Here is a 26,685-nt window from a genome sequence, read left to right on the forward strand (position 1 = left end):
GCGGGCGGTGTTCGCCCGGTCAGGCCTCGGCGAACGCGCCGGAGAGCAGGTGGCCCGCGCCGGGGGCGTGGGCCGGCAGGCCGAGGGCGCGCAGCAGCTGGTGGGTGGTGCAGATCGCGGCGGAGACCACCGGCTTGCCGAGCCGCTGCTCGGCCTCCTCGACCGCCGACAGCGAGGGCAGCTGCACGCACGCCGACAGCACCACCGCGTCGGCCCGCTCGTGGTCGAGCCCGGCCGCGATCGCCGGGAGCTTGGCCGGGTCGTGGGCGGCGACGTCGAGGTTGTCGGCGATCTCCAGCGCCGCGTGGTCGAGCACCTCGATGCCCTCGTGGCCCAGGTAGTCGACGACCGTGCGGGCCAGCGGCCGCAGATAGGGCGTGACCACGGCGACCCGGCGCGCGCCGAGCGCGTGCAGCCCGGCCACCAGGGCACCGGCGCTGGTGACGACCGGCGCGGGCGCGCCGTTCTCCACGGTGCGCCGGTGCAGCCGCTCCTCGGCCTCCCGGTGGTAGCCGGGGCCGGTGGCCATCACGGCGACCAGGCAGGCGTAGCCGAGCACGTCCACCCGGGCGTCGGCGAGTTCGGCGGCGCACCGGTCGGACTCTGCGTCCATGGCGCGCAGCTGTTCGGGGGTGACCCTGGTCATCCGCATCCGGCTGGAGTGGAAGGTGAACCGCTCGGGCGCGACGCGTTCGCGGGCCCGCAGCAGGGCGGGCACCTCGGTTTCCATGGTGACGTTGGAGCTCGGGACGATCTGGCCGATCCGGTAGGTGGTGGCCATGGCGGGGCGGTCCTTCCTGCTCAGCGGGCGTTGCTCAGCGGGTGTGGATCAGCGGGTGTGGATCAGCGGGCGTCGATCACCGGGTTGGCGAGGGTGCCGATGCCCTCGATGGTCGCCTCGACGAGGTCGCCGGGCTGGAGGAACTGCGGCGGCACCATCCCGGCGCCGACGCCGGACGGCGAGCCGGTGGCGATGACGTCCCCGGGCTCCAGGGTGACGCCGGAGGAGATGTCGGCGATCAGCCGGGCGATCCCGAACAGCATGTGCCGGGTGTTGGAGTGCTGCCGCAGCTCGCCGTTGACGCGCAGCGAGAGGTCGAGCCGCTGCGGGTCGGGGATCTCGTCGGCGGTCACCACGACCGGGCCGAACGGCGCGAAGGTGTCCTGGCCCTTGGAGAAGAACCACTGGCCGGAGCGGCGCTGGTCGCGGGCGCTGATGTCGTTGACGATGCTGTAGCCGAAGACGTGCCGCCAGGCGTCGGCCTCGGCCACCCGGAAGGCCGGGGCGCCGATGACGACGGCGAGTTCGCACTCCCAGTCGAGCTGCTTGGTGAGGTCGGCGTTGTGCCGGATCGGCTGGCCGGGACCGGCGACGGCGGTGGAGGGCTTGCTGAACAGCACGGGGCGGTCGGGCAGTTCGCGCTCGGTGTCCAGGGTGCGGTGCGACTCGGCGACGTGCTCGACGTAGTTGAGGCCGACGCCGACGATCTTGCCGGGGCGCAGCGGGGCGCTCAGCGTCACCTCGGAGAGCGCGGGGAGGGAGGCCGCCGCCCCGGCCGCCTCGTCGGCCAGCGCGCGGGCGGCGGCGAGGGCCCGGTCCCCGGCGCGGATCAGCCCGAGCAGGTCGCCGGGCAGGTCGGCGCCGGCGGCCGCGGCGAGCGCGGACAGGTCGGCGACGCGGTCCCCGTCGAGCAGGGCGCCCAGGCGCGGGGCGTCGGTGCCGGGGGCGCCGGTGCCGGGGGTGCTGGGGGTTCCGGGGGTGCGGAAGGTCAACAGGCGCATGGGTGCGGGCTCCTGGTCACGGGGTGGCGGTGGGCTGGTGCCCGTCGTGCTCCGGGTAGGCCTCCTCGCGGTACAGGCCGAGCGAGTGCATCACCGGGAAGTCGTTGAAGGAGAACAGGCAGGCGTCCTCGCCGGGGTCGAGGTTCTCGTGCTCGTGCCAGGCCCAGGACGGCACCACGAAGATGTCGCCCTGCTGCCAGGCGAAGCGCCGCCCGGCGATCACCGAGACGCCGCGCCCCTTGGCCGCCGTGTAGACCACGGAGCCGGTGTGCCGGTGGGCGCGGGTGGCCTGGCCGGGGCGCAGCAACTGGAGGTGGGCGCCCATGGTAGGCATCACCGGTCCGCCGGTGACCGGGTTGGTGTACTCCATGATCACCCCGTCGTAGGGCGAACCCTCGGTGGCGCGGGCGAGCCGGGTGAGCGCGTGGTGGCTGGGCTCCCAGGGCCAGCCGAGCAGCGGGGAGTGGGGGCGGGTCCACTTCTCGACGCCGTACGGCAGCAGGTTGCCGCCGTAGGTCAGCAGCGAGGAGTTCACCACCGTGCCGGGCCGCTGGTACAGCTCCGGGTGCACCTCGTAGAAGTTGGCGTCCAGCATGTTGACCAGCGGGATGTCCAGGCCGTCCTGCCAGATCACCGGGGCGTCGCCGGACTCGTTGCCGTGCTCGTGCCAGCTGCCGTTGGGCGTGATGGCGAAGTCGCGCGGGCCGACCTTGAGCTTCTGGCCGTCGACGATCGTCCAGGCGCCGGTGCCCTCGTGGACGAAGCGCAGCGCGGAGGCCTGGTGGCGGTGCGCGGTCATCGCCTCGCCGGGTCCCATGATCTGCAGGCCGGTGTACAGCAGGCCGACGGCGGCGCTGAGTTCGCGCCGGCCGGGGTTGACCAGCATGACCACGCGGCGCCCGGCGTCGTCCGCCGTGACCAGCGGGAGGGCCTTGTGGACCAGCGGGCGCAGATCGGCGTAGCGCCAGAGCACCGGCACCGACTTCGGCTGGGGGTACCAGGGTTCGATCTCATTGGCGACGGTCCACAGCGCGCCCGCGTCGACCTTGGCCAACTCTTCGTAGTAGGAGGCGAGTTCGGGATTCTCGGTGACCCGGGAGCGGCCGATCCGGTCGTCGTCGTGGGCGGGGTTGTCGGTCATTCCTCCTCCTTCGGAGGGTGCTGGTCGAACGCGAGGGGCCGCAGCGGTCGGTTGTCCACGTGCAGCCGGAAGACGTCGAAGCGGTTGTAGTGGCCGACGATGTCGTGCATCTGCTTGGGCTGCACGCAGCGGCCGAGGTCGATCTCGGCGTAGACGATGCCCTCCTCGTCCACCAGCGGATCGGTCACGGCGCGCCCGTCGGGGCCGAAGATCCCGGACAGCGCGGCGCGCGGCCGGGAGAGCTGCCTGCGCAGCTGCTGGTCCTCACCCGCGATCCCGGCCACGATCTCCGGCGAGATCGTGGAGCAGGAGACCACCGTGAACACCTTGCCCTCGAAGCAGTGCGCGGCGGCGCGCAGCGCGATCGCCTCCGCCATGTCGTAGTCCTCGGGGGCGACGGGCAGCGCGATGTAGCTCGCGGCATGGACGAGTTCGCCCTGGGCGAGGAGGGTGAAGCGGGCGAGCGGGTTGGTGTTCTCGCCGCAGGCGAGCGCGCCGAGCGGGCCGACGGCCGTGCGGTGGACGCGCAGGGTGCTGCCGTCGCCGGGCGTCCAGGTCAGCTTCTCGGCCCAGGTCGGCACCAGTTTGCGGTGGACGCCGACCAGTTCGCCGTCGGCGTCGATGGTCAGCAGGGTGTTGTACAGCGCTCCGAGGCTGTGCGGGCCGCGCTCGTTGACGCCGATCACCAGCACCACGCCGGCCCGGCGGGCCGCGGCGCGCAGTGTGTCGACGTGCGGGCCGGGCACGTCCACCGAGGCGCGGTAGAGCCGCTCGTACCAGGGCGAGCCCTGCACCGGGTTCATCGTCCAGTTCCAGTACGGGTATCCGGGGACGAACACCTCGGGGAGGACGACGAGGGAGGCGCCGTTCCCGGCCGCCTCGCGGACCAGTGCGACCGCCTTGTCGACGGTGGCGGCGGTGTCCAGGTAGACGGGGGCGGCCTGGACGGCGGCCGCGGTGAAGCGGGGCAGCCGCAGCGCGGCGGCCACGGGTTCGGTCATCGCTCCTCCTCGTGGTGCCCGGGGCGTTCGGCGCGGTCCGGGCGTTCGGCGGCGTCCGGACGCCGGGTGGGGTCGGGCCGCCAGCGGCGGTGCACCGGCGGGGCCGGCTCGCGCACCAGCCGCAGCCGCGGCGCCACCCGGTCGGAGGCCGGCGCCGGCGGCCGGCGGCTGCCCGGCGCCCACGGCCCGGGCCAGCGCGCGCCGGGGCCCGTGTAGCCCTGTTCGGCGGCGGCGTGCAGCGTCCACAGCGGGTCGTACAGCTGGGCCCGGCCGACCGCCACCAGGTCCGCCCGCCCGGCGAGCAGGACCGAGTTGACGTCGTCGTGGTGGGAGATCGCGCCGACCGCGACGGTCGGCAGGCCGGTGGCCAGACGGACCAGTTCGGCGAACGGCGTCTGGTAGCCGCGGCCGAACGGCGGCCGCTCCTCCGCCACCACCTCCCCGGTGGAGACGTCCACCGCGTCCGCGCCGCCGTCCGCGAGGGCGCGGCAGATCGCGACCGCCTCCGCCTCGGTGGTGCCGCCGGGCGCCCAGTCGCCCGCCGAGATCCGCACCAGCAGCGGCCGCCCGGCCGGCCAGACCGCTCGGACCGCCGCCAGCACCTCCAGCGGCAGCCGCAACCGCTGGGCGAGCGGGCCGCCGTAGCGGTCGGTGCGCCGGTTGGTGAGCGGCGACAGGAAGCCGGAGACCAGGTGGCCGTGACCGAACTGGAGCTCCAGCACGTCGAATCCGGCCCGCGCCGCGCGCTCCGCCGAGGCCGCGAAGTCCGCTGCGACGGAGGCGAGTTGGATGCCGTTCGCCTCGTGCGGCGGCGGGCCGTCCGGCATCCACGGCAGCGGCGAGGCGGCCAGCAGCGGCAGGCCGCGCTCGGCGGGCCCGGAGGTCGCGGCCCGGCGGCCGGCGTGGGTCAGCTGGATCCCGAGCGGGGTGTCGCTCACCGCCTGTACCGCGTCGAGGAGTTCCCGCCAGGCCGCCTCCTGCCGGTCGCTCCACAGGCCCGGGCAGTCGACCACCCGGCCCTCCGGGGAGACGGCCGTCATCCCGGCGATCACCAGCCCGGCGCCGCCGAGCGCGTGCGCGGTCAGCTGCGCCCGGTCGAAGGCGCTCGGCAGCGCGTCGACGGCTGTGAAGGTGGCCAGCGGCGGCACCACCACCCGGTTGCGCAGCTCCAGCGCGCCCAGCTTCAGCGGCCGGAACATCGGCGGGAGGTGCGGCGTGTCGTCCGCCCCCGCGAAGGCCGCGTCCACCGCCGCGACGAACCCGGGGTCGCGGCCCCGCAGGTTCCCGTAGGTGACCCGGCGGCTGCGGGTCAGCAGGTTGAACGCGAACCGGTCCGGGTCCTGTCCGGTCCGCCGCCCGATCGTCTCGAACCACTCCAGACTCGCCTGCGCGGCCCGCTGGGTGGACTCCACCACCGGCCGGCGCTCGGCCTCGTACGCCGCCAGCGCGGCGTCCAGCGCGGGCTGTTCGTTCAGGCTCGCGGCGAGCGCCAGGGCGTCCTCCAGGGCCAGTTTGGTGCCCGAGCCGATCGAGAAGTGCGCCGAGTGCGCCGCGTCCCCGAGCAGCACCACGTTGCGGTGCCGCCAGGTGGCGTTGCGCACCGTGGTGAACCGGATCCAGCGGGAGGCGTTGGGGATCAGCCGGTGCCCGTCCAGGTGCCCGGCGAGCAGCTCGGCGCAGCGCCGCACGCTCGCCGTGTCGCTCTCGCCGCGCGCCAACTCCCGTGCGGCGAGATCCTCGAAGCCCGCCCGCCGCCAGGGCTCCTCGGCCAGCTCCACGATGAACGTCGACCGCTCGGCGCTGTACGGGTAGGCGTGCACCTGGAGCACGCCGAAGTCGAAGCGCTCGACGACGAAGGTGAAGGCGTCGAAGACCCGGTCGGTGGCGAGCCACATGTAGCGGCCGCCCCGCTCGTCCAGCTCCGGCCGGAAGGCCTCGGCGTACGCCGCCCTGGTGCCCGAGTTGATGCCGTCCGCCGCGACCACCAGGTCGTACTCCTCGGCGAGTCGCCCGACCGGCGGGGCGGGCATGCGGTAGCGGACGTCCACCGCCAGCTCCGCGCAGCGGCGCTGCAGGATCGCGCGCAGCCGGTTGCGGTCCAGCGCCGCGAAGCCGTGCCCGCCGCAGGTGCGCACCCGTCCGGCGTAGCGGACGTCGATGTCGCTCCAGCGGGCGAACTCCGCGCTCATCGCGGCGAACACCCGGGGGTCGGCCCGGGCGACGCCGTCCAGCGTCTCGTCGGAGAACACCACACCGAAGCCGAACTCGTCGTCGCGGCCGTCCCGTTCGAAGACGGTGACCTCCCGCTCGGGCGCCGACTGCCGGGCCAGCGCGGCGAAGTAGAGCCCGCCCGGCCCGCCGCCGATGACCGCGATCCGGCCGGCGCCGGCCGTCACCGGATCACCTCCGGCTCCTGGCGCCCGGCGGCGGCCAGCGTGCGGCGGACCTGCTCCGGCCACGGCTCGGCGCCCTTGGCGTGCGGCGCGGCGTGCACCACCGACATCCGCCCGCTGGCGGCCAGGCCGTGCGGCCCGTGCACCTCGAAGGCGTAGTGCAGCGAGGCGCCGCCGACCCGCTCGACCCGCAGCTCGGTGCGGACGACGTCGCCGAACCAGAGCCGCTCGCGGTAGTCCGCCTCGAAGTGCACCCGGGGGATCCGCCCGAAGAGTCCGTCCAGGCCCAGCCGGCGCAGCAGGGTCGCCTCGGCGGCCTCGGCCCAGCGCTGGACGGCCGAGAAGTGGTAGTGGCCGGCCGCGTCGGTGTCCGACCACTCGACGCGCCGCTCGGTGCTCACGCTGGCCGGGGCCGTCGCGGGTGCGGTCGGCGCCTCGGCGGCCGTCGCGGGGGCCGCCGCCTTGCGGCGCAGCTCGGCGCGCGCCAGCTTCCCGGTCGCGGTGCGCGGCAGCGCGTCCACGAACTCGACCGTGCGCGGGTACTTGTACGGCGCGATGGTGCGCTTGACGTGCTCCTGGAGCGCCCGGACCGTCCCCGGCCCCGCCGCCGCTCCCGCGCGCAGCACCACGTACGCCGTGACCACGGCGCCGCGCCGCTCGTCCGGCACCCCGACCACCGCGCAGTCGGCGACGTCCGGGTGCTCGGCGAGCACCTGCTCGACCTCCGGCCCGGCGATGTTGTAGCCGGCCGAGACGATCATGTCGTCGTTGCGCGCCTGGTACCAGAAGTAGCCGTCGGCGTCGCGCACATAGGTGTCGCCGGTGAGGTTCCAGCCGCCCCGGACGTAGTCGTGCTGGCGCCGGTCGTGCAGGTAGCGGCAGCCGGTCGGGCCCTTGACGGCGAGCCGTCCGGGCTGCCCGTCGGGCACCGGCCGGCCCTGGTCGTCCAGTATCGCCGCCCGGTAGCCGGGGACCGGCAGTCCGGTCGCCCCGGGCCGGATGTCGGCGTCGGCGGCGGAGATGAACACGTGCAGCAGCTCGGTGGCGCCGATGCCGTCGATCAGCCGCTGCCCGGTAGCCGCCCGGAACGCCTCCCAGACGCTCGCCGGCAGGTGCTCGCCCGCCGACACGCACCGCCGCACTCCGGCCAGCCGGTCGGCCAGGCCGGCGGCGAGGATCGCCCGGTAGGCCGTCGGCGCGGTGAACAGCACGCTCACCCCGTGCCGGTGGACCTGCTCGGCGAGCTGCTCGGGCGTGGCCCGCTCCAGCAGCAGGGTGGCGGCGCCGGCCCGCAGCGGGAAGACCACGAGGCCGCCGAGCCCGAAGGTGAAGGCGAGCGGCGGGGTGCCGCCGAACAGGTCCTCGGGGGTGGGGTGCAGCAGGTGGCGGGAGAAGGTGTCGGCGTTGGCCAGGACGTCCCGGTGGAAGTGCATGGTCGCCTTGGGGCGGCCGGTGGTGCCGGAGGTGAAGGCGATCAGGGCGACGTCGTCGGCGGCGGTCGCCACGGCGGGGAAGGCACCGCCCGCGCCCAGGCCCTCGGGGCCGGCGGGACCGTAGGGCACGACGGTCAGGCCAGGCGTGTCGGCCCGCTCCAGTTCCGCCAGGAAGCGCTCGTCGCAGAGCGCCACCACCGGGCGGGAGACCGCGTGCACGGTGCTCAGCTCGCCGGCGCGCAGCAGCGGCATCGTGGTCACGACCACCCCGCCCGCCTTCAGCACCCCGAGCCAACAGGCCACCAGCCACGGCGCGTTGGGTCCGCGCAGTAACACCCGGTTGCCGGGTACCACCCCGAGCCGCCCGACCAGCAGCCGGGCCACCGCGTCCGCGCGCTCCCGCAGCTCGCCGTACGTCCACCGCCCGCCCGGCGTGACCAGGCAGCGCCGGTCGGGCCCGTACCGCTCGATCGTCGCGTCGAGCAGCTCGTGCGCGCAGTTCAGTCGGTCCGGATACGCCAACTCCGGTAGATCGAAGAGGAATTCGGGCCACTCGTCGAGCGGCGGAAGGTTGTCGCGACAGAACGTGTCCACGTGCGCAGAGGGCGAGAGCTCCATGGGCGGGCCACCTCATCGGGCGAGCGGGGAGTGAGGCAAGTATCGCGCTTCCGTGACGCCAGTCAAGAGAGCGATACACGCATTCGGCCCAGCCGGTACCGGCGCAGCCCTCGGCAGCCCTCGGCCGCGGTGCACCGAGGAGGCGAGGGCGGTCGGAGCGTCGCTGAAGAAGGCGATCGTGCGCGGGTGCTCGCCGAGGAGGACGGATCGACGCCGTTGCGGCCGTCGCTCGCCGCGCTACCGGCCGCCGGTGGAGCGCGATCGGCGGTGGCGGAGGTCGACCACGGACTGGCTCGGCCGGCAGAGCCAGTACTGGAGCCGGTTCGTCGCGAGGTAGTGGTGGACCGTGACGGTCCGGTTCGGCTTGTCGATGATCGGCGGTGCGTCGTCCCGGAAGACGTGCCGGAGGTACCGGGCGCGGATCGGGGCTCCGGCGATCAGGAGCACGGGCGAGGCGATGACGAGCCCCGCGTGGACCAGCAGCCGGGCGGTGATCAGCTTGGCCGTCTCGTCGTAGCGCACGCGAACAGTGTGCCGCTCCCCGCCGCTCCCCGTCAGCCCGACCGCGCGGTGCGCAGCCACCGCAGGGCGGCCTCGGCCGCGCGGGCGCCGCACATGCCGTGGGCGCCGGGGCCGGGCGGGGTGGCGGCGGAGCAGAGGAAGTGGCCGGGGAGGCCGGTGGCGTAGGGGTGGAGGGTGGGGCGGGGGCCGAGGAGCAGTTGGGGGACGTCCTTGGCGCCGGTCATGATGTCGCCGCCGACGAAGTTGGGGTTGTCGGCGGCGAAGTCGGCCGTGCGGCGGACGGCCAGGCCGATGATCCGCTCGCGGAAGCCGGGGGCGAAGCGTTCGATCCGGGCGGTGATCGCCTCGGTGGCGTCGCCGGGATAGCCGTTCGGCACATGGGCGTAGGTCCAGAGCGGGTGGACGTCGCCGACGGAGCGCTGCGGGTCGGCGAGGTACTGCTGGCCGACCAGGACGAACGGGCGCCGCGGCATCCGCCCGGCGGCGACGGCGCGCTCGGCGGCGGCGAGTTCGGCGAAGGTGCCGCCGAGGTGGACGGTGCCGGCGCGGCGGGCGGGTTCGGCCGTCCAGGGGACGCCGCCCTCGACGGCGAAGTCCACCTTGAAGGCGCCGGGCCCGTGGCGGAAGCGGCGGTAGGCGCGGGCGGCGTGCGGCGGCAGGCGGTCACCGAGGAGGTCGGCGACGGCGCCGGGCGCGAGGTCGTACAGGACGAGGTCGGCGGGCGGCAGCTGGGCGGCCGAGCGGACCCGGACGCCGGTCTCGACGGTGCCGCCCAGTTCGGTGAGCAGCGCGACCAGCGCCCGGGTGATCGCCCCCGACCCGCCGGCGGCCACCGCCCACCCGTGCCGGTGCCCGGCGGTGAGCAGCCCGAGCCCGATCGCCGCGCTCAGCGGCCGGTGCAGCGGCTGGAACGCGTGCGCCGCCGCCCCGCCGAACAGCGCCCGCGCCCGCTCGCCGGAGAACGCCCGGGCCAGGACGGCCGCCGGGAGCACGGCTGGCAGCCCGAACCGAGCGAGCCGCAGCGGATGGCGGGGCAGCCGCAGCAGCGGGCCCAGGATGTCGGGCGCCAGCCGGTCGTAGCCGGCGACCGGCCCCTCGAACAGCTGCCGCCACCGCCGCCCGTCGGCGCCGCCCAGGCCGGCGGCCGTGTCGGCCACCGACCGGTGGAGGACGCCGGCCGTGCCGTCGTCCAGCGGGTGCGCGCAGTCGATCTCCGGCAGCCGGAACTCCAGCCCGAACCGCTCCAGTCCGAGACCGCGCAGGAACGGCGAGCCGACGGTCATCGGGTGGACGGCGGAGCAGTGGTCGTGCAGCAGCCCGGGCAGGATCGCCTCGCCGCTGCGCGCCCCGCCGCCCGCCTCCCCGGCGGCCTCCAGCACGGTCACCCGCACGCCGGCCTGCGCCAGCCGCACTGCGGCGGCGAGCCCGTTGGGGCCGCCGCCCACCACCAACGCGGTACTCATGCGGTCATCCTCCCGCATCGGCCCGCCCTCAGTGCCGCGGCACTTCGCACCCGTCCGGGCCGCAGGCCGCCCCGTCGGTCCCGCCGACACCGACCAGCGGCAGGACCGTCCGGCTCTCCCAGGCCTGCTCCAGCGCCGCGGCGAAGGTCTCGGCCGGCTGCGCGCCCGAGACCCCGAGCCGGCGGTCGAACACGAAGAACGGCACACCGGTGGCGCCCATGGCGCTCGCCGTCGCCTCGTCCTCGCGCACCGCGTCGGCGTACGCCTCCCGGTCGGCCAGCACCCGAGTCGCCGCCACGCCGTCCAGCCCGGCCTCGACGGCCAGCTCCAGCAGCCGCCCCGGCGCGAACGCGGAGGCCTCCTCGGCGAAGTTGGCCCGGTAGAGCAGGTCGAGGAGGACGGCCTGCCGGCCGTGCTCGGCGGCGAAGTGGAGCAGCCGGTGCATGTCGAAGGAGTTCGCGGCGTCCCGCCCCGCGCGGAGGTACGCCAGCCCCTCCGCCTGCGCGTTGTCCGCGATCCGCTGCTCCGCCGCCTCCGCTTGCTCCAGCCCCGTCCCGTACTTGGCGGCGATCAACGGCACCACCGGCCGGGGCCGGTGCGGCGCCCCGGGGTCGAGCTCGAAGGACCGGTGGACGACCTCGACGTCCTTCCGGTGCGGGAAGTCCGCCAGGGCCCGTTCGAACCGCGCCTTGCCGATGTAGCACCACGGGCAGTTGATGTCGCTCCAGATCTCGACGCGCACGGGGCCGCTCCTGTCCTCGGTCGTGCGGGTCCTTCCCGCATGCCGCTCGGGAAACACGGTCGAGAGCCTGAATATTTCTCACTGTGAAGTATTCGGGGATCTCCGGCGGTCTGCGGGGGCTAGAGGCAGATCCAGCAGTAGAGGTCCTCGCCCGCCTCCCGTGCACGACGGGCCAGCCCGGCCAGCGCCTCGACCAGCCAGTGCAGGTCCCCGCCGTCCGAGGTGTCCGACTCCTCCGACTCCGCCGCCCACCGGGCGCTGACGGCCGGCAGCTCGGCGTCGGTGAGGCCCGCCAGGGTGTCCCGCACGGCGCGGTCCAGCCGCATGACCCACGGCCCGGTCGCCCAGGGGTCGTCCTCGTCCGCGGGCCCCTCCCGGCCGGGCTCGGGCGTGGTCGGCCACACCGGGGTCCCGCCGACCAGGTCGACGGCCCACTCCACCCGGCGGACGACCGCTATCAGCTGCCCCAGGACGACGTCCGGGTCCACGCCCTTCGCCTCGACCCCGTCGAACGCCGGTCGCGCGCCCCCGACGAGCGGCCCGCCCTCGGCGGCGTCGAGCGCCGCGAGCACGGCGCCGTCGTCGGCCGCGCGGAAGTAGTCGGTCAGCACGCCCATGGTCGGTGGCTCCTGCCTGCTCGGTGGTTCCGGTACGGAGGCAGTGCATCAGATGCCACTGACATCACGTCGCCCGCGCCGCCGAACCTCCCCGCGCTGAACGGGTGAACGGCCCGCGGGCTGGCGTTTCGTCCACGAAGCGGTGGTGTGGCGGCGTGTAACTTCCGGTTCCGATCGACCCGTTGTGCGCCCCGCTCCGCCCACCCCCTGGAGGACCCGCACCCATGCGCTCCCGCAACCTCGCCGCCCTCGCCCTGGCGGCCGCCCTGCTGTCGACCGGAACGGTCGCCGTCCAGAGCGCCTCCGCCGCCGACCTCGAATGCCCGCGCGAGCAGTACCGGCCGACCCCCGAGGACCTGCTGAAGTACTACTGCGGCTTCAAGGAGTTGGGGCCCAAGAACCCCGAGAACCTGCCCGCCCACGCGTTGCTCACCGACTACAACCGGACCGGCGGGCTGAGGCCGGGGCAGTTCCTCTCCTGGTACCGCGACGGCCTCAACTGGAAGTACCCGGGGGAGGACGGCTTTGTCGACAAGGACGGCGCGATCGACAAGGCGGTCGTCGAACTCGCGAAGGACACCAAGCTCGACCGCTTCGGCGACACCGGCGGCCGCTTCCTCTCCGACGCCGGCACGCTCTACCCCCAGCGCGCCCTCCCGCCGGACAGCCTCAACCCCGTCGTCAAGGACGGCGTGGAGCAGGACAGCTACCACTGCTACATCGTGCTGAAGCCGTTCAAGGTGCAGCAGGGCCACATCGCCGCCGCGTTCAACCAGCCCGGCGGCGGTGTCCAGCAGATGCTGGACAAGACCGTCGAACCGGAGGCCGTCAACGTGCAGAACCTCCTGGACAAGAAGTTCCTGGGCATCCGGGAGATCTCGGAGTGCCTGCCCGCGTAGCCTCCCCGTCCGGCCTCGCCCACCCGCTCAGGGGCCGTCGGTGCCTCCGGCGGCGGGGTGGGCGGGTCGGCGGTCAGGACTCGATGATCCGCTGCCCGGTCGGGTCGGAGAACATCAGGGCCAGCAGTTGGGGATCGCCGCGGTACAGATAGGTCTCCTCGTCGTCGGGGCGCGCCTCCGACCCGGTGGGCATGATCAGGTCGAAGTTGAGGGCCATGCTCGCGCCGAACCGCCGGGTGGCCAGATCGAGGACGGACCGCGAGACGGCGACGGCCGCGACGGCACGCTCGGCGCCGGCGGCGCGGGCGAGCCGCTTCCTCAACTGGGCGGCCCGGGGCTGGTGCGAGGGGGAGGGGCCGTAGTGGACGGCCAGGACGACCGGGCTGGTGGACGCCTGGGGGAGCACGAGAGTCTTGAGCCGGTCCCACAGCGCCAGGATGACGGTCCCGGCGGCGACGAGCGGGTCGGGGGCGTCGAGGACGGTCACCAGGTGGTCGGCGCCGAACGAGGCCGGCGGTTTCGCCAGCGTGCCGTGGATGCCCGGCGAGCGCAGCAGGCCGCCCAGGGCGGCCGCCGTGGCGAGGGCCGGCACCGTGTCGTCGGTCACCAGCACGGCGAGGTGGAGCTGATCGTCCGCCAGCGTGCCGTCGAGGAGGCGGAACAGGCGCTCGCGCGCGAGCCGCCGATCGGACTCGTTGGAGGTGCGCGGCATGGTGGACAGGACGATGTCGGCGCGGCGCAGCAGCGCGGTGACGCCGTTGCGGTCGCCCCGTCGGCGGTCGATGCCGAGCACGGTCATGGCCACGGTGGTCACGTCGTCGGCGCGGCCTTCGTCCAGGAGGTAGGGCATGAGGTGAACGGCCAGGGCGAGGGCGTCGTCGGCGCGGTAGAGGTCGGCCGCGAAGACGATCAGTGCGACGAGGACGGGCCGCTCCTTCCTCAGCCAGTCGGCCGCTGTGAAGGAATCCTGGAACCGGTCGACGGCCGGCTGGCCGGGTTCGGCGGTCCGCCGGTCGGCGAGTTCGGGGTTGGCGATCGCGGTGGCCGCCTCGGTCAGCGAGCGGAAGTGGGTGAGCAGGTGGGCGGGCGCTTCGTCACGGTGGTCGGTGTAGAGGAGACGCTCGCCCACCCCTAGGGCGAAGAGCCTGACCAGGCGGTGGATGCGCCAGGTGTGGCCGTCGGGCAGGGCTTCGACGAGGTGGGAGAGGTGCAGCTCGGTCATGAGCCGCACCGCGTCCGCGTGGCGGAGACCGGCCAGGCCCGCGGCGACGTCCGTGGACAGCTCGGTGCCGGGGTAGACGGAGAGCAGGCGGAAGAGTCGGGCCTCATCGCTCCGGAGGGCCTGATAGGACGGGTCGAAGACCGCGGACAGGCTCCGTTCCCCGTGCGTGAGGTCGTCGATCCGGAACCGGGGACTGTTCAACTGCTCGACCAGGTTGCCCAGTGGGCGGTGGGGCTCGTCGGCCAGGATCTCGGCGCAGATCGTCAGCGCGGCCGGCAGGCCGCCGCACAGCTCGGCCAGGGCCAGGGCCTGCTGGGGCGCCCTGCCGATCCGGGCGTCATCGGGCCGGAGCGCCTGCAGGGCGTTCTGGAGGAGGCGCACGGACGCCTCGGTGGGAAGGACACCCAGGTCGAACCGGGGGGCGCCGATCGACAGGGTGCGGCGGGAGACGATGACGGCGGTGACGGGGCCGTCGTCCGGCAGGAGCGGGGCCACCTCGGCCTCCTCCCGTACGCCGTCCAGCATCAGCAGGATCGGCCCGTCCCCTCTGGCGCGGCCGGCGAGCACGTTGCGGTGGATCGCGGCGCGCTGCTCGGCGGAGCCCTGGTGGTCGGGGATGCCCAGGAGTCCGGCCATGGCCGCGACGACTTCCCCGGAAATCGGCTGCGAACCGGTCCGGTACTCCGCCAGATCGAGGTAGAACCCCCCGCCGGGGTACCACCCCCGGTCGGCCGCCGTGCTGCCGGCCAGGAGGACCAGTGCGGTCTTCCCCACCCCGGCGAGGCCGGTGACGAGCGCGGTCCGGGGAGCGCCCGTCCGGTGCGGCGCGAGGAAGCGGAGCAGGTCCTCCATCTCGTCCTCCCGGCCGGTGAACCCGCCGGACTCGGGTTCGGGGGCGGGCTCCGGAGGCGGGACGGCCGCGCTGCCGTCCCGGTCGGGACCGGGCGGCTCCGCGGGCGCTCCGGTGCTCGTCGCCGTCCGCGTCGTCCTCGCCGGCTCCGGGTTGCGGAGCAGCGGGATCGGATCCCGGCCGCCGCCCCGGTCCGGCCGGTCCGGGGCGGAGCGCGGCCGGGCGCGCGCGGATCCCGGTGCCCGGGGATCCGCGGCGTCGGCGGCCGACGGCTCGGCGGGCGCGGGCGCGGGCGCGGGCACGGCCGTCCCCCCGTTCGCGCCCCGTTCGACCGCCTCCGCCAGCCGGGTGGCGAGAGCCGCGTGCTGGCCGCCGGCGCCGGCCAGGACCGCCACCGCGACCTCGGCGAACGGCAGGCTGCGTTCCGGGAGCAGGATGCCGTCGCCGTCGGCGCCGACCGTGGCCAGGGCGCGGAAGTCGAGGGTCCCGCCGAAGGTCGCGGCGACCCGGCCGGACACCTTGGCGAGGACGTGCTCCAGGACGCGCACCGACTCGGTGCGGGTGAGGTCGGCCAGCAACTCGTCCCGGACGCCCGGCCGGAAGTCGTAGACCTGCTCGTCCGGGTCCTCGGCGGTGCCCCGGGCCTCGATGAGGCCGGAGACGAACAGCTCGGCGAGGTCGGTCTGCCCGGATTCCGGCACGGTCGCCCGCTGGACCAGCCGCATCACCGGCAGGCTCAGCGGCGCCGCCGCCAGGTGGCAGGCCAGCCGGTAGGCGGTCGGTGAGCTGCCGGCCCGGAACCGGTCGACCCGGCCGTCCGGCCCGGCGTCGGACCCGCCCGCGTCGACCGGCCGTCGCGGGCGCGGCACGCCCGTGACGGGCGCGGCGAGCATCGGCGTCCACCCGGAGGCGCGCCCGGCGGTGAGGTCGGCCCAGGGGGAGAGCCAGCCGGAGTCGACCTCCAGTACGGGCAGCCAGCGGACGCGGGCCCGCTCGGCCGCGCCCCGGGCGCCGCGGGCCACGCCGGGCAGGGCTGCGTCCGAGCGGAACACCGGGACGGCGCGGCCCGCCACGGCGGCCCTCGCCTCCACGGGGACGGTGCGCAGGGCCGTCCGGTGCCACAGCCGTCGGGGCAGCACCTGGAGCGCGGCGGCGGGTCGGGCTGCGGCGGCCTCGGCCAGGAAACCCGGCAGTTCGGCGCCGTACCAGGCCGGGCCGACGGCGTCGGTGAGGACGAGCAGGATGCGGCGGCCGGTCGGGTCCCGGAGCGGGCGGGCCCAGTGCGTGTGCTTCCCGCTGCCGTCCGGCGGTGCGTCCGGCATTGCCGCTGCGTCCGGTACGGTCGGCCGCCGGCGGTGGAAGGGCGCGAGCGTCGGCACCGGCCCGTCCGTGCCGAGCGCCCAGCAGCGCACGCCGGCGAACGCGCCGTGCCGCTCCAGCAGGGTGCTCAGCTCGTTCGCGAGCCGCTGCCAGACGGCCATGGTGGCGCCGGTGTCCACCAGCAGGTCGACCGCGAAGTGCGGGCGCTGGGCGGGGCGCCAGGCCGGGAGCAGGATGCCCGTCTCGGCGGTGGCCTCGACGGTCGCCTCCTCGTCGAGGGTCGCCCGTCCGGGTGCGTCGACCTGACGGCGCAGCGGGCGCAGCGCCCGGGCCAGGCCGAGCGCGCCGGCGAGTGCGGCGGGCTGGGCGACCTGGACGGTGTGGCCGTCGCGCGCACCCGGGGTGCCCGGCGCGGCGGAGCCCTGCCGGGTGTGCAGCGCGGCCCGGGCCTCGGCGGCCGGAGGGGCGGTCGCTCCGGGGGGCCGGCGGTCGGGGCGGTGCGCCGGGGCCGACGCCGGCGGTGGCAGGGACGGCGCCGAAGAAGGGGGCGGAGGGGGAGACGGCGGCACGGGTTCGGCGCGCCCCCGATCGACGGACGGCAGGGCCGGTGACGGCGGTGCGGTGGGCGGTGGCGTCGCTGCCGGTGGCGCCGGGGGCGGTGACGGCGCCGGCTCCGGCTCCGGCTCCGGCGGCCCCGCCAACCGGGCGATCCACAGGACGTCCGCGAGGTCCTCCGCCGACGGACCGCCCTCGGCCGGGTCCAGCAGACCGGCGAGCGCCGCCCTCAGCCGCTCCACCGACGACGGGTCCACCGGCCGGCTCAGCTCTCGTTGAGCGGGCGCAGCAGGACGTCGTGCAGGACGTCGTGCCCCCGCCCTCCGTCCCACAGCCCGCGCCCGGCCATCAGCAGGGCGTTGAGCAACTGGTCGTTGGCCAGCTCCGCGCCGTCCTCCCGCTGGCGGCGCAGGAACTCCCCGATCAGCACGGACGTCGTCCGGGAGGTCGCCTCCCGCTCGCCCAGGTGGGCGGCGACCATGGCGGCGAGGCGCTCCTCGGTCGGCGGCTGGATCTCCAGCCGGACGCAGCGTCGCAGCAGGGCGCTCGGGAAGTCCCGCTCGCCGTTGCTGGTCAGCACGACGAGCGGGAACTCCGTGCAGCGGACCACACCGCCGCGGACGACCGCCGTCCGGCCCTGGTCGGCGGTGCCGACCTCCTGCGGGCCGGGGCCGAGCCGCAGCAGCTCGGGGATCTCGAACTCGCCCTCCTCGAAGACGTTCAGCAGGTCGTTGGGCAGGTCGATGTCGCTCTTGTCGATCTCGTCGATCAGCAGCACCCGGGGCGTCCGCCAGGGCAGCAGCGCGGTGCCGAGCGGGCCGAGCCGCAGGACCCGCCCGATCGCCGGCGGTTCCTGCGGCTCGGCGCGGTCGAACCCGTAGCGGCGGCGGCCGTCGGGACGCTCGGCACGCCGGTCCTTCTCCCGCCACAGCCCGGCCTCGTGCAGGCGTCCGATGGCGTCGTAGGCGTACTGCCCGTCGCGCAGGGTGGAGCGGCTGCTGATGGACCAGCGCAGCACCGGGCCGAGGTCCAGCTCGCGGGCGACGGCGTAGGCGAGGGTCGACTTGCCGACGCCGGGCTTGCCGGTGATGAGCAGGGGACGGCGCAGGTGCAGGGCGAGGTTGACCAGCTGCACCTCCCGCTCGTCCGCCTGGTAGGCCGCGGCCTGGCGGGCCTTGCCGAGCCGGCGGGCCGTCAGTGCGGCCGCCGCGGTGGCCGGGGGGAGCTCCGCGCCCTCGGCGCCCGGCTCGCCGAAGGCGCGCCAGGCGGGTGCGGCGGGGAGCCGGGTGATCCCGTCGTGCGGGACGCCGGTGCCGCGGTAGATCCACCAGTCCTCGGCCATGGCCACTCCTGCCCTGCTGCTCGTGGTCGTCGTCGCGGGTGCGCGGCGGTCGGACGGGGCCGGGTCGTCATCGGACCATCCCCGGGAAGACGTGGTCCTGGTCCGGGTCCACGCAGTCCGGGTCGTCCCAGAGCAGCGTGACGGTGTGGACGGGGTCCGCGGCCCGGCCCCGGACCTGCCGCCGGTACCGGTGGACGGTCTCGGGCAGTTCGGCCAGCCGGGTCGGGCGGTGCTCGCGCAGGGCCTCGACCAGCGGGCCCGCGTCACCGGCGACCCGGCGCCAGAGCAGCACCGGCATGCCGTCGAGGTACATCGCGTCGTCCACCGCGTACTGGACCTCGGGGTCGAGCTGGTCGTACGGGACGTCGAGGCCCAGGCAGGCGAGGGTCGGGCGGGCGGCGAGCCAGCCGGGCAGTTCGGCGACGCGCGCCGGGTCGAGGGAGGGCCAGCCGATCCGGCCGAGCACCTCGGTCGGATCGGCGCCCCGGGCCCCGAGCTGCTCCCAACGGGCCCGCCAGGCCCGGAAGTCGGTGAACAGGTCGGTGTACCGTTCGAGTTGCCGCACCACCACCGGGTGGTACTGGCCGAGCGGTCGGCCGGTGGGCCCGGAGGACCACAGCTCGGCCGCGTACCCGAGCATGGAGCGCGGCAGCAGGAACTCGATCCGGACCGGGCCGGCCGAGCCGAAGACCGCCTGCTTCAGCTCCTTCCAGGCGCCCAGCCGCGCGCTGCCCGCGTCGATCAGCTCGCTCCTGGTGAACGACGCGGTGTCGCCGTGGCTGCCGACCCGCCGGAACGGCCCGCCGGTGAGCGGCTGGCGGTAGTAGGCGACGTGCAGGCGGTAGCGGCTGTCGTCGACGTGCTCCGGGGTCTCCTCGTCCAGCCGGATCTGGACGATCAGCCGTTCGCCCCCGGCCGCTGCCGCCGCAGGGGAGGCGGGCGCCCGCTCGGCGTGGGCGGCGAGGAAGCGGCGCAGGGCGGGGAGTTCACCGCACCGGGTGACCTCCGGGTCGTCGCCGAGCGCGCCGAGGAAGCCGGCCAGCGGCCCCAGCAGGTCGCGGTCGCGCCGGTCGACGAGCCGGGCCAGGAGCTCGGGCAGGGTCTCCTTTCCGGTGGGGTTCCGCAGGCCCGGGGTGCCCTCCGGCACATGCCGGGACGTTCCGGTGAGTGCCGGGAGTCCGTGCAACTCGCCTATCACTGCCAGAAGTTCGCCGGCGGGCAGCTCGTCGCCGCGCGCCAGTACCAGCCGGGTGAGCAGCAGCCAGGACAGCGCGGCGTCGTGCGGTGCCAGCGTCCGCAGGGCCTCGCCGAGGGAGTCCAGCGCGGCCCACGGGTCACGGAAGGCGCGGATCGCCCGGAGCAGCTCCCGGACGTGCGGGCGCGCCGTGTCGTCCTCGCGGACGTCGGCCTGGATGCCCCGGGACCGCGCGGACTGGCCCATGATCTCCAGGACGTCCTGGCGGAAGTCGAGGCGGAACATCCTCCGGAAGCCGAGCAGGACGTCGGCGAGCACATCCTCGGTCTGCTCCGGCCACGGCCCGGGGGCGCCCGTCGGCAGGAACGGTGTCGGGTGCATCCGGCTACCCGTCCTCCCCGTCTCCGACGGCCCGGCCGACCACGGCCCGGAGCGTGTCGAGCGCGCCGTCGTCCGGGGCGAGTTCGGCCAGCGCGGTGCACAGCGCCCGCAGCGCCGCCCGCCCGTCGCGGAAGGTGCGGCAGGCCCGGACGACCTGGTGCAGGTGGGCGCGGCGGTCGGGGCGCTCCTCCGCCTCGAAGGAGTGCCCCAGGCCGAGGTGCTCGCCCATCGTGTCGAGCAGGTCGTAGCGGCCGTCGGGACGGCGCAGCAGGCCGAACGCCATCAGCGCGGCGACCAGTTCGCCGTCCCCGGGCGGCACCGGCGGCACCGGCGGTGCGGGCGGCGGGCCGGGAGCGGCGACGCCCGCCTCGTCGAGCAGCGCGGCCAGCGCGCCGACCGGGGTGAACCAGCCGCCCTCGTCGCGACGGTAGGAGCGGCTGCCCTTGAGCACGCCCCGCACCAGGCCGTCCGCCCCGACCAGCATGCTGCCGCTGTGGCCGTCGCGGATGCCGTCGCCGCGCACGCCCACGAAGTCCGCCGCGCGGCCGACCACCCGCAGCGCGAGGGTGTCGGGCTGGGCGCCGCGGCCGGGGGTGTGGGTGGAGTACCCGAGGGCGGTGAGGACGGTGTCCGGCTCGGCCTCCTCGGCGGCGAGCCGGGCCACGGGGTGGTCGGTCCAGCCGGGGACGGGGAGCAGGGCGAGATCGGGGAACGGGTGGAACTTCCCGGAGTCGCCCTGCGCCGGTGCCAGCCGGATGCGGTCGGCCGCGACCCGGTGGTCGCCGGACGCGTGCCGGACCCGCACCGGGTCCGCCGGCGCCGCCGCGAGGAGGACGTGCGCGGCGGTGACGGCGAGGCCCGGGGCCACCAGGAAGCCGCTGCCGGAGAAGGCGCCCGCGATGTCGACGGTGACGGTGCAGCCGCGCAGGGCCTCGGCCTCGGCGAGGCCGATCCGGGCGGTGGTGCTCACTCCGTGTCGGCCGGGGTGTTCTGCGGGTCGGCCTGCCGGCGGCGCCGCTCCGCGAGGTCCCAGGAGAGCCGGACGGTGAGGCCGGCCTCGCTGCCCGCCTCGGCGATGACGCCGAGGAGCTGTCCCGACTTGACCGCCAGCTTGAGGCCGAACTCGACCTCGAAGGCGTCGGGGCCGCCGGCCGCGTCCTGCGCGATGCTGTTCGCCGCCCAGCGGCCCAGCCCCTGAACGGTGTTGCGCACCTCGTCGAGGGTGAGCACGACGGCCGAGCCCAGCTGGGCGGCGGCCCGCCGGCCCGCGCGGAAGGCGGCGTCCCCCGAGCCGTCCGCCTCGTCCGAAGCCGCATCCGGCTGCTGGAAGTTCACCTCGCCGATCACCTCGGCCCGGACGGTCGTGCCGTCCCCGAGATCGATCGTCACCGTTTCGGCCACCGGGCCCCGCCCCTTGGAAGATCCGCTCCGACGGTCCATCAGGGTACTCGCCCCGGAGGGCGGTCGGGCCGGTATGCCCAAGTCGGCCGCCGCCGGGTCAGGCCCGGGCCGGCGGCGGGGCGGCGGCCCTGTCCGCTCAGGCGTCGGTGGGCAGGGCGCGGGCCGGGTGGACCGGCGGTGCGGTGCGGGGGTGGGCGGGCAGCGGCAGGGCGAGGGAGGCGTCGGAGGAGGCGGGCAGGGCGAGCGCGGCGGCGGCCTCCGGCGGCAGGTCGCGCAGGCCGAGCAGCCCGGCGGAGAGCCGGGCGGTGGCGCGGTGCCAGTCGCCGATCCGCCGCATCAGGGTGTGGCCGGTGCCCACGACGGTGTAGCCGCAGACCCGGGCCCCGGCGGCGCGGCCGCGGGCGGCGAAGGCCCGGGTGTCGGCGGGGGAGGTGACCCGGTCGAGGTCGCCGTGCAGCATCAGGACGTCCCGGTCGGCCAGCTGCTCGCACGGGTCCTCGGCGGGGCACCAGGGGGCGAGGGCGACGACGCCGGTGACGGTGGGGTGGCCCGCCGCGTGCAGGGCGGCCCGGCCGCCCATCGAGTGGCCGACCAGGACGGTCGGCACCGGCCCCAGCTCCTCGGCGAGGTCGTCGAGCGCGGCGACGGCGTCCCGGGCGGCGTCGGCCCGCTCGCCGTTCCAGCCCCGGTGGCGGTAGCGGACGGCGCCGACCGCCACGCCCGCGCCCGCCGTCTCGCGGCCCAGCGCGCGCACGAAGCCGGCCATCCGCAGACCGGGCAGGTTGAGCGGGCCGGGCCGGGCGAGGCCGTGCTCCTGGCCCCCGTGCAGGACCAGGACCGCGGCGCCCGGCCGCTCCGGCAGCCGGTGCCAGACCAGTGCCCGGTGTCCGCCGCCGCCCGTACGGTTGTCGCTCACGTCGTCCGCTCCCTGCCCGTCCGCCGGCTGTCGTGTGGACCGCCACTGTACGGCGGGCGCGCGGTCGGCGGGGGGCCCGGCCGGCGGCGGCCGGTTCACCCGGCAGGGCCAGCGCGGGCCGCCGGGGCGTGCGGGCCCCCGGGCGGCCTGCTATCCACGAAGAGTGGGGGGTCCCCGCGCCGTTCCCGGTGCGGTGTCGCCGAGTGGAGGACTCCCGTGGCTCAGCAGCTCGCCCTGTCCGTCGACTTCGGCTCCGGCTTCACCGAGGCCTGGTCGAAGGTCGCCAAGTTCATTCCCCAGTTCATCGCCTTCCTGGCGATCCTGGTCATCGGCTGGTTCGTCGCCAAGGCGATCGCCAAGCTGCTCGACCGGGTGCTGCGCCGGGTCGGCTCCGAGCGGGTGGCCGAGCGGTCCGGGATCGCCCGGCACCTGGAGGGCTCGAAGTACGACCTCACCGGGATCGTCAGCAAGATCGTCTACTACGCGATCCTGCTGATGGCCCTGCAGCTGGCGTTCGGTGTCTTCGGGCCGAACCCGATCAGCGTGATGATCAACGGCATCGTCGCCTGGCTGCCGAGGGGCATCGTCGCGGTCGTCATCGTGGTGGTCGCGATGGCCATCGCCAACGCCGTGCGCGACATCGTGCGGAGCGCGCTGTCCGGCGCGGCGTACGGGCGGACGGTGGCCACCATCGCCTGGGCGTTCATCGTCCTGCTGGGCGTGGTCGCGGCGCTCGGGCAGGCCGGGATCGCCACCGCGATCACCGGACCGGTGCTGGTCGCGGTGCTCGCCTCGATCGCGGGCGTGCTGATCGTCGGCGTCGGCGGCGGCCTGATCATCCCGATGCGGCAGCGCTGGGAGCGCTGGCTCGCCAGCGCCGAGAAGGAGACCGCCAAGCTGCGCGGCAGCGCCTACCAGGCCGGCCGTTCGGACGCGCTGGCCAACCAGCCGGCCCGGCCGACCACCACGGCCACCCCGCCGACCCCGGGGATCGACCCCGGCCGACCGGGCGAGCAGCCGGGCTGATCCGCCCGGCGCGCGGGTCAGACCGCGAGCAGGCCGTCCTGCCGGACCAGCCAGCAGATCGCGGTCAGCCGGTGCACCGCGTAGTCGTACCCGACCGGTTCACGCCAGCCGATCTCGGCGAGCGCGTCGAGGAAGCCCAGCGCGTAGTCGGACAACTCCTCGCGGTCCAGGGGCCGGGGCAGCAGCCCCGGCCCCTGGTCGTTCAGCAGCTCGCGCAGCTCGGCGGCGTGCTGGTCCACCGCCGCGGTGAAGCCGGGCTCGAAGGCGAACTCGGCGAGCCGGGGCGTGAAGGCGGCGACGATCCCGGGCAGCGGACAGCCGGCCGGGCGGTTGCGCGGATCGGGGGAGTCGTCGGGGGAGCCCCGGTGCGACTCGTCGGGCGTGGCGAACATCCGTCCACCGTAGGCGAGCGCGGGAGCGGCTCCCGCCGTGCGGGCCGCTTCCGGGCTGAGACCTTGGCCACGCCGGCGGTCCGCCGCCGTGCGCGGGGTGCCGGTCCGGCAAAGCCGTTCTCCCGGCGGTGCGGTCCGTACCACAATGGCCGGCATGGATCTTCGCATCTTCACCGAACCCCAGCAGGGCGCGAGCTACGACACCCTCCTCCGGGTGGCCAGGACCGCCGAGGAGCTGGGGGCCTTCAGCGCCTTCTTCCGTTCCGACCACTACCTCAAGATGGGCGGGGTCAGCGGCCTGCCCGGCCCGACCGACGCGTGGATCACCCTGGCCGGCCTCGCCCGCGAGACCAGCACCATCCGCCTGGGCACCCTGATGACCGCCGCCACCTTCCGGCTGCCCGGCGTGCTCGCGATCCAGGTCGCCCAGGTCGACGCGATGAGCGGCGGCCGGGTCGAGTTCGGCCTCGGCGCGGGCTGGTACGAGCAGGAGCACACCGCCTACGGCATCCCCTTCCCCAAGGAGAAGTTCGGGCGGCTGGAGGAGCAGCTGGAGATCGTCACCGGTCTCTGGAACACCGGGCCGGGGGAGACCTTCGACTTCGCCGGGACGTATTACCGGCTGAGCGAGTCGCCGGCGCTGCCCAAGCCCGCCCAGGCGAAGATCCCGGTCCTGGTCGGCGGCACCGGCCCGACCCGCACCCCGGCGCTGGCCGCCCGCTTCGCCGACGAGTTCAACCTGCCGTTCGTCTCCGAGCAGGACACCGCCGCCCAGTTCGGCCGGGTCCGCGAGGCGGTCGAGAAGGCCGGCCGCAAGGCCGACGACCTGGTCTACTCCAACGCGCTGGTGGTCTGCGTCGGCCGGGACGACGCCGAGGTGGCCCGCCGGGCCGCCGCGATCGGCCGCGACGTCGACGAGCTGAAGGCCGACGGCCTGGCCGGCACCCCGGACGAGGTGGTGGAGAAGATCGGCCGGTACGCCGCCGTCGGCTCCCAGCGGATCTACCTGCAGGTCCTCGACCTGGAGGACCTCGACCACCTGGAGCTGATCGCGTCCCGGATAGCCCCGCAGCTCGGCTGAACAGGCCGTTCCGCGGCCGCCTGTAACGGTCCCGGTGCGTTTCTGTGACGCACCTGGGGCGGTAAAGGGCTCGGCCCGGACCCGCTCTGACCATTAGTCTTTACTCTCTCTTGAAGGGGGAAGGCTCTTCGGGAGGCGGGTCCGGGAGAGCTCGGGCCGGCGGGGAGGCAGGGGGTTTCGATGGCGGACGCACAGGTCTCCAGGACGGTTCTCGACCGGGCGGCCGCCGCCCGGCCGGCGGTCCCGGTGCCCCGGGCCGGCTGCCCGGAGGTCGTGGCCGAGCCGGCCGCCGGCGCGCTGCGCCCGCGCGGCCTGCAGGACCTGCGGCGCACCGGCTCCGGCCGGAGCCGGCCCACCGCGCTGCACTACCCGGCGGGCGACCTGCTGGTGGTCTCCGGGCTGCCGGGCAGCGGCAAGAGCACGCTGATGCGCCGCTGCGTGCGCGCCCCGCTGGTCGACTCGCAGCTGGTCCGCGAGGAGTACGCGGGCCGGGTGCCGTCCTGGCTGCCGTACGCGCTGTACCGCCCGCTGGTGCGGATCGCGCACTACCGGCGGCTGCGGAGCGCGGTGCGGGCGGGCGGCCCGCTCACCGTGCACGACTGCGGGGCGGTGCCGTACGTGCGGCAGTGGCTGGTCCGGGAGGCCGGGCGGCAGGGGCGGCGGGTGCACCTGGTCCTGCTGGACGCCACCGCCGAGGAGGCCCGCGACGGCCAGCGCGCCCGCGGGCAGTCGGTCTCCGCGTACGCCTTCGCCCGGCACCGGGAGGCCGCCCGCCGGCTGCGCTCCCGGCTGGCCGGGACGGGCCGTCCGCCGGCCGGATGTGCGTCGGCCGTGGTACTCGACCGGGCCGGTGCGCGTGCCCTGCGGGAGATCGTCTTCGTCGCGTCGTAGTCTCGGCGAGGCGGTCCGGTCGTCCGGTTCATCCCGTTCGCCCTGTCCCGCCGGCCGCCGCACCGCTGAGCGGGGCAGACGGGGTGTCACGTTTCGGACAGGCCGGGGCCGGTACTGTGCGCACGCGCGCGACGGGAAATGCTCATGTGCGGCGAGGTCGAACCGCTCAAACGTCCGGATTTTGTCCGATGTGTCGTCAGAAGTTCCAGGCCGGAACGCGTCTGACGCGTACACGCAACCCTGCGTAGCCTGTGGCACGGCGGCCCCCCTCAATCGCCGTCCCCCACCACCTCCACAGGAGCGCAGATGCGTCGTTCCGCCCGTGTCCCCTCGCGTGCCGCCGGCCGATTCCTCGGCGCGGCGGCCGTCGTCGCCGCCCTCGGCCTCACCCAGTTCGCGGCGCCCACCGCGGTCACCGCCGCCGGGGCCCCCGCCCAGGGTCCGTCCGCCACCGCCTGCGCCGGCGACACCTCCCAGGACGCCGCGGCCCGCAAGCCCGCCGGCGGCACCGCCGCCCAGGAGCCCAACGCCGTCAACGAGGCCCAGGCCAAGGCGATGGACGCGGACCTCCAGGCCCGCCTCGCCCAGCTGGCGCAGTCGCCGCAGGGCGGCGTCCTGGTCGCCCCCGGCGCGCTGGCCGCCGCCACGACCGTCCCGGTCTACGTGCACGTCGTGCACTCCGGCGCCACCGGCAAGCTGTCGGCCACCACCATCGCCCGGCAGATCGACGTCCTCAACGCCGCGTACGGGGGCCAGGGCACCGGCAACACCGCCAGCCAGTTCCGCTTCCAGCTGGTCGCCACCGACTACACCGACAACGCCACCTGGTACAACGGCGTCTCCCCGGGCTCCAGCGCCGAGAAGGCGATGAAGACCGCGCTGCGCAAGGGCGGGGCGAGCGCCCTCAACCTCTACAGCGCCAAGCTCGGCCAGTCGCTGCTCGGCTGGGCGACCTTCCCGAGCTCCTACCGGTCCAACCCGACCGACGACGGCGTCGTCATCCTGGACTCCTCGTTCCCCGGCGGCTCGGCGACCAACTACAACGAGGGCGACACCGCCACCCACGAGGTCGGCCACTGGCTCGGGCTCTACCACACCTTCCAGGGCGGTTGCAGCGGCCAGGGCGACTACGTCGCCGACACCCCCGCCGAGGCGAGCGCCGCCTACCAGTGCCCGGCCGGCCGGAACACCTGCACGTCCCCCGGTGTCGACCCGATCCACAACTTCATGGACTACACCTACGACTCCTGCATGACGCAGTTCACCGCCGGTCAGGTCGCCCGGATGGCCAACTCCTGGGCCGCCTACCGGGCCTGACGGCCCCCGGGCCGGAGCCCGAAGCCCTGGCGGGGGGGGGGGGGCGGGCGCCCCCCCCCCCCCGGGCCCGCGCACCCCGCGCCCCCCCGGGGCCCCGGGGGGGGGCGCACCCCCCCCCCCGGGCGACCCTGCTCGGGCCGGACCCGCTCAGAGCTGCCGCAGCAGCATGCCCGGCTGCTCGACAC

General features: G+C 75.5%; 22 protein-coding genes and 1 pseudogene. 5 read left to right on the forward strand and 18 right to left on the reverse strand.

Translation table 11 applies throughout. From position 1 onward, the window contains the following. Positions 1–19: 19 nt before the first annotated feature. The 11 genes and pseudogenes from ACFVFS_RS19150 to ACFVFS_RS19200 all read right to left on the reverse strand — a co-directional run bounded on the left by ACFVFS_RS19150 (position 20) and on the right by ACFVFS_RS19200 (position 11,712). Positions 20–781, reverse strand: coding sequence for an Asp/Glu racemase (locus ACFVFS_RS19150; RefSeq protein WP_380625613.1), 762 nt, complete (start codon positions 779–781; stop codon positions 20–22). Between the two features lie 62 nt (positions 782–843). Next, on the reverse strand, positions 844–1,782 hold the full coding sequence (locus ACFVFS_RS19155) for a fumarylacetoacetate hydrolase family protein (protein WP_380625616.1): 939 nt from the start codon (positions 1,780–1,782) through the stop codon (positions 844–846). Positions 1,783–1,798: 16 nt separating this feature from the next. Then, positions 1,799–2,923, reverse strand: a complete 1,125-nt coding sequence (locus ACFVFS_RS19160) for a cupin domain-containing protein (RefSeq protein ID WP_380625618.1) — start codon at positions 2,921–2,923, stop codon at positions 1,799–1,801. Continuing rightward, positions 2,920–3,924 (reverse strand): carbon-nitrogen hydrolase family protein, encoded by a 1,005-nt coding sequence (locus ACFVFS_RS19165; protein WP_380625620.1) that lies wholly within the window; start codon positions 3,922–3,924, stop codon positions 2,920–2,922. The genes ACFVFS_RS19160 and ACFVFS_RS19165 overlap by 4 nt, the downstream gene beginning before the upstream one ends. Continuing rightward, complete coding sequence (locus ACFVFS_RS19170; RefSeq protein WP_380625622.1) at positions 3,921–6,320, reverse strand: FAD-dependent monooxygenase; 2,400 nt, start codon at positions 6,318–6,320, stop codon at positions 3,921–3,923. The genes ACFVFS_RS19165 and ACFVFS_RS19170 overlap by 4 nt, the downstream gene beginning before the upstream one ends. Next, positions 6,317–6,718, reverse strand: a complete 402-nt coding sequence (locus tag ACFVFS_RS19175) for an acyl-CoA thioesterase (RefSeq protein WP_380625728.1) — start codon at positions 6,716–6,718, stop codon at positions 6,317–6,319. Before ACFVFS_RS19175 ends, ACFVFS_RS19170 begins: the two co-directional genes overlap by 4 nt. A gap of 45 nt (positions 6,719–6,763) precedes the next feature. Next, a pseudogene (locus ACFVFS_RS19180) lies at positions 6,764–8,368 on the reverse strand (AMP-binding protein); the annotation flags it as partial. A gap of 237 nt (positions 8,369–8,605) precedes the next feature. After that, entirely contained in the window at positions 8,606–8,890 is a 285-nt protein-coding gene (locus tag ACFVFS_RS19185; RefSeq protein ID WP_380625624.1) for a hypothetical protein, read from the reverse strand. 32 nt (positions 8,891–8,922) lie between these two features. Continuing rightward, positions 8,923–10,353: a phytoene desaturase family protein gene (locus tag ACFVFS_RS19190; protein WP_380625626.1), complete on the reverse strand. Its 1,431-nt coding sequence runs from the start codon at positions 10,351–10,353 to the stop codon at positions 8,923–8,925. Between the two features lie 28 nt (positions 10,354–10,381). After that, positions 10,382–11,095: a DsbA family oxidoreductase gene (locus tag ACFVFS_RS19195; RefSeq protein WP_380625628.1), complete on the reverse strand. Its 714-nt coding sequence runs from the start codon at positions 11,093–11,095 to the stop codon at positions 10,382–10,384. A 119-nt stretch (positions 11,096–11,214) separates the two neighbouring features. Further along, positions 11,215–11,712, reverse strand: a complete 498-nt coding sequence (locus ACFVFS_RS19200) for a hypothetical protein (protein WP_380625630.1) — start codon at positions 11,710–11,712, stop codon at positions 11,215–11,217. Between the two features lie 224 nt (positions 11,713–11,936). Between ACFVFS_RS19200 and ACFVFS_RS19205 the strand changes: the two genes are divergently transcribed. Continuing rightward, positions 11,937–12,611 (forward strand): TNT domain-containing protein, encoded by a 675-nt coding sequence (locus ACFVFS_RS19205; RefSeq protein ID WP_380625631.1) that lies wholly within the window; start codon positions 11,937–11,939, stop codon positions 12,609–12,611. 73 nt (positions 12,612–12,684) lie between these two features. On the opposite strand, the gene ACFVFS_RS19210 is transcribed toward ACFVFS_RS19205, so the two are convergent. The 6 genes from ACFVFS_RS19210 to ACFVFS_RS19235 form a co-directional block, all read right to left on the reverse strand. Further along, positions 12,685–16,815 (reverse strand): SAV_2336 N-terminal domain-related protein, encoded by a 4,131-nt coding sequence (locus tag ACFVFS_RS19210; protein ID WP_380625633.1) that lies wholly within the window; start codon positions 16,813–16,815, stop codon positions 12,685–12,687. Positions 16,816–16,823: 8 nt separating this feature from the next. Continuing rightward, entirely contained in the window at positions 16,824–17,900 is a 1,077-nt protein-coding gene (locus tag ACFVFS_RS19215) for an AAA family ATPase (protein ID WP_380625635.1), read from the reverse strand. A gap of 67 nt (positions 17,901–17,967) precedes the next feature. Continuing rightward, positions 17,968–19,476 carry a hypothetical protein gene (locus tag ACFVFS_RS19220; protein WP_380625637.1) on the reverse strand — a complete coding sequence of 503 codons (1,509 nt, stop codon included), beginning with the start codon at positions 19,474–19,476 and terminating at the stop codon, positions 17,968–17,970. A 4-nt stretch (positions 19,477–19,480) separates the two neighbouring features. Next, on the reverse strand, positions 19,481–20,446 hold the full coding sequence (locus tag ACFVFS_RS19225) for a trypsin-like peptidase domain-containing protein (RefSeq protein ID WP_380625639.1): 966 nt from the start codon (positions 20,444–20,446) through the stop codon (positions 19,481–19,483). Further along, positions 20,443–20,877: a CU044_2847 family protein gene (locus ACFVFS_RS19230; RefSeq protein ID WP_380625641.1), complete on the reverse strand. Its 435-nt coding sequence runs from the start codon at positions 20,875–20,877 to the stop codon at positions 20,443–20,445. The genes ACFVFS_RS19225 and ACFVFS_RS19230 overlap by 4 nt, the downstream gene beginning before the upstream one ends. A gap of 136 nt (positions 20,878–21,013) precedes the next feature. Next, positions 21,014–21,793: a serine aminopeptidase domain-containing protein gene (locus ACFVFS_RS19235; RefSeq protein WP_380625643.1), complete on the reverse strand. Its 780-nt coding sequence runs from the start codon at positions 21,791–21,793 to the stop codon at positions 21,014–21,016. Between the two features lie 216 nt (positions 21,794–22,009). Here ACFVFS_RS19235 and ACFVFS_RS19240 point away from each other — a divergent pair, with 216 nt between their 5' ends. Further along, complete coding sequence (locus ACFVFS_RS19240; protein WP_380625645.1) at positions 22,010–22,819, forward strand: hypothetical protein; 810 nt, start codon at positions 22,010–22,012, stop codon at positions 22,817–22,819. Positions 22,820–22,836: 17 nt separating this feature from the next. Here the strand turns inward: ACFVFS_RS19240 and ACFVFS_RS19245 are convergent, their stop codons facing one another. Further along, positions 22,837–23,211 carry a DUF6401 family natural product biosynthesis protein gene (locus ACFVFS_RS19245; protein WP_380625647.1) on the reverse strand — a complete coding sequence of 125 codons (375 nt, stop codon included), beginning with the start codon at positions 23,209–23,211 and terminating at the stop codon, positions 22,837–22,839. A gap of 154 nt (positions 23,212–23,365) precedes the next feature. Here ACFVFS_RS19245 and ACFVFS_RS19250 point away from each other — a divergent pair, with 154 nt between their 5' ends. The 3 genes from ACFVFS_RS19250 (at position 23,366) to ACFVFS_RS19260 (ending at position 26,500) form a co-directional block, all read left to right on the forward strand. Next, positions 23,366–24,292, forward strand: coding sequence for an LLM class F420-dependent oxidoreductase (locus tag ACFVFS_RS19250; RefSeq protein ID WP_380625650.1), 927 nt, complete (start codon positions 23,366–23,368; stop codon positions 24,290–24,292). Between the two features lie 180 nt (positions 24,293–24,472). Then, positions 24,473–25,183, forward strand: a complete 711-nt coding sequence (locus ACFVFS_RS19255) for an AAA family ATPase (protein ID WP_380625652.1) — start codon at positions 24,473–24,475, stop codon at positions 25,181–25,183. Between the two features lie 306 nt (positions 25,184–25,489). Then, positions 25,490–26,500, forward strand: a complete 1,011-nt coding sequence (locus ACFVFS_RS19260) for a zinc metalloprotease (RefSeq protein ID WP_380625654.1) — start codon at positions 25,490–25,492, stop codon at positions 26,498–26,500. The last annotated feature ends 185 nt before the right edge of the window (positions 26,501–26,685 follow it).

It is taken from the genome of Kitasatospora sp. NPDC057692, from assembly GCF_042799475.1.
Taxonomy (GTDB): domain Bacteria; phylum Actinomycetota; class Actinomycetes; order Streptomycetales; family Streptomycetaceae; genus Kitasatospora.